The organism is Marinobacter sp. ST-43 (genome assembly GCF_030541085.1).
Taxonomy (GTDB): domain Bacteria; phylum Pseudomonadota; class Gammaproteobacteria; order Pseudomonadales; family Oleiphilaceae; genus Marinobacter; species Marinobacter nauticus.
In genome coordinates this window covers 1-2,594 of the sequence record NZ_JASSVO010000045.1, presented here as the reverse complement: position 1 = coordinate 2,594, position 2,594 = coordinate 1, and the positions used below count along the sequence as shown (strand labels likewise).

Here is a 2,594-nt window from a genome sequence, read left to right as displayed (position 1 = left end):
TGCGTAAACCGCTGAAGGTTGCCACCCATTCCACGTGAAGCCTGCCACCCGGACCGGAGCAAGGCTGCCACCCATCGGAGCGTAGCGACGCGGGGTTTCTCTTCTTACTCCGAAGTCTCAGTGCCCGTCAACTTTGCCGCTGTTTTCGCATGGATTCGCCCCGCAGATTGATCTTGTAGGCGTTGTGTACGAGCCGGTCCAGGATGGCATCTGCCAGAGTGGCGTCACCGATGACGCCGTGCCATTCCTCGATGGGTAATTGGCTAGTGGCGATGGTGGAGCGCCGGCCATGTCGGTCTTCCAGCACCTCCAGCAAGTCCCGCCGGTTCTCCGCGCTCAGCTTCATCAGCCCCCAGTCATCCAGGATCAGCACGTCGACCTTGGCCAGGCTGGTCAGGAGCTTTGAGTATTGGCCATCGCCCTTGGCGATGGTCAGCTCTCGTAGCAGCCGGGTCAGGCGGACGTACTGGGCGGTGTAACCCTCCCGGCAGGCCTTGTGTGCCAGAGCACAGGCCAACCAGGTTTTCCCGACGCCAGTCGGGCCGGTGATGAGCACGTTCAGGTGTTCCTTCACCCACTGGCAGCTGGCCAGACTCTGGACAAGCCCTTTATCCAGGCCCCGTGAGTTCCGGTAATCAATGTCTTCGAGGATGGCGGCGTGTCGCAGCTTGGCCCGGCGCAGGCGGCTGCTCATGCGTCGGTTGTCCCGTTCCGTCATTTCCCGGTCGACCAGCAGCCCGAGGCGCTCCTCGAAGCTCAGATCGGTGATGTCGGGGGTGGCCGACTGATCCTCTAGGGCGGCGGCCATGCCGGTCAGTTTGAGGGCGTGGAGCTTATCCAGTGTGGGGTGTTTCAGCATGTCAGATTCCTTCAGTGGTAGTAGGCAGGGCCGCGGATGTTGTCGTGTGTGTCGGGTAAGGCCAGGTCTTGTTGCTCTTCCAGGGGCTGCTCATCCAGGCGGTGTTTGAGGATGGATTCGATGCTCTTGTATCGGCAACTGCCCAGCATCAGGGCGCGTTGGCAGGCACGCTCTAATCGTGCCTCGCCGTAACTCTGGCCCAGCCGGAGAATGCCCAGACAGGACCGATAGGCCTGTTGCGGATGCTTTCTTGCCCCCAGCGCGGTACGGATAAGCTTTTCAGTTGCCGGTCCAGTCTTGGCTGCCCAGGCGGTCAGTCGCTCTGGGGTCCACTCGCCGGCTTGGCGATGGGACTCCGGCATGTGAGCGGCGATGGTGCTATGCCGACCCTTCTGATCCGAACGCCGGTGGCTGGCGATCCGGTTGCCTCGGTGGAAGCATTCGATGGTGTTGTGGGTGATCCGGACCTCCACCTCTTTCTTGATCAGGGTGTAGGGCACCGAGTAGTAATGCCCATCGATGGCCACGTGGTAGTCGATGTGTACCCGGGCTTTTTTCCACTCGGCGTAGACATACGGCTCGGCGGGTAGCGGTTGTAGAACCGGCTGGTCCAGCTGTTTGAAGTGATCAAGCCGGCACCCGGGCAACTTGCGGAAGGGGCGGCTATTGAGCTTCTCCAACAGCTCACGGATGGTGGCGTTGAGTTGCCCCAGGGAGAAGTGCTGACGGTGGCGCAGGGCCGCCAGGATCCAGCGCTCAACGATCAATACGCCACCTTCCACCTTGGCCTTGTCACGGGGCTTGCGAACCCGTGTGGGGACAACGGCCACGCCATAATGGCTAGCCATATCCTGATAGGTCGGATTGAGATCCGGCTCGTAGCGATGGGCCTTGCTGACGCCGGAACGGAGGTTATCCGGAACCACCAGTTCCGGCACGCCGCCCAAGAACTCGAAGGCTCGGATGTGGGAGCCGATCCAGTCCGGCAGGGTCTGGCTCCAGGTGGCCTCGGCGTAGGTGTAATTGGACGCACCCATCACCGCCACAAAGACTTGCGCCTCATGGATCTCACCGGTGGTGCGGTCAATGACGGGCACCGTGTGCCCAGCATAGTCCACGAACAGCTTTTCACCGGCTCGGTGGTCCTGACGCATCACCAGATCCAGCTTGCCCTGCCAGGCCCGGTAGTGCTCGCAGAACCAGCTGTACTGGTAGCCATCCGGATTGGCTTCCCGGTACTCCTGCCAGAGCAGGAACAGGGTGACGTTCTTGCCCCGGAGTTCATCGTGGATTCGCTTCCAATCCGGAATGCCTCGGGCCTGTGCCGGCAGATCCGGTGGTGGCGGGAACAGCCGTTGCTCCAGCTGGGCTTCACTCAGATCCTCTGGCAGCGGCCAGCCAAGCTCCGCCTCAGCAGCACGCCGCAGATACTCGCTCACAGTGGGGCGACTGATGCCGCAGGCTGCGGCAACCTGCCGGTTACTCAGCCCTCGCTCCCACTTGAGGCGAAGGACTTCTTTGATTTTACGCATGGATAACCTCTTCGCTGGCATCTGACCCTCTCCGGATGAAAAGGAGCAGAGTACCGTTAGTTATCCCGCGCCGGACGTTTTGATGGGGAAATCAGGCAGCCTGCCAGGGTGGCAGCTTTGCCGTGGAATCAGTGGCAGCTTTCGCGTGGAATGGGTGGCAGGCTTCGTCTGGAATCAGTGGCAACCTTGGTCTGGAATACGCA

Annotated in this window: 1 protein-coding gene and 1 pseudogene; both read right to left on the bottom strand. The window is 61.3% G+C overall.

Translation table 11 applies throughout. The features are described 5' to 3' along the window. Nucleotides 1-104: 104 nt before the first annotated feature. Nucleotides 105-859 (bottom strand): annotated as a pseudogene (gene istB / locus QPL98_RS19305) (IS21-like element ISSpu5 family helper ATPase IstB). Between the two features lie 11 nt (nt 860-870). Beyond that, nucleotides 871-2,412: an IS21-like element ISSpu5 family transposase gene (istA, locus tag QPL98_RS19300; RefSeq protein ID WP_011786627.1), complete on the bottom strand. Its 1,542-nt coding sequence runs from the start codon at nt 2,410-2,412 to the stop codon at nt 871-873. Nucleotides 2,413-2,594: the final 182 nt, after the last annotated feature.

Excerpts from the sequence above, each read along its gene's own strand:
- istA (WP_011786627.1), bottom strand. The coding sequence starts at position 2,412 with ATGCCAGCGAAGAGGTTATCCATGCGTAAAATCAAAGAAGTCCTTCGC.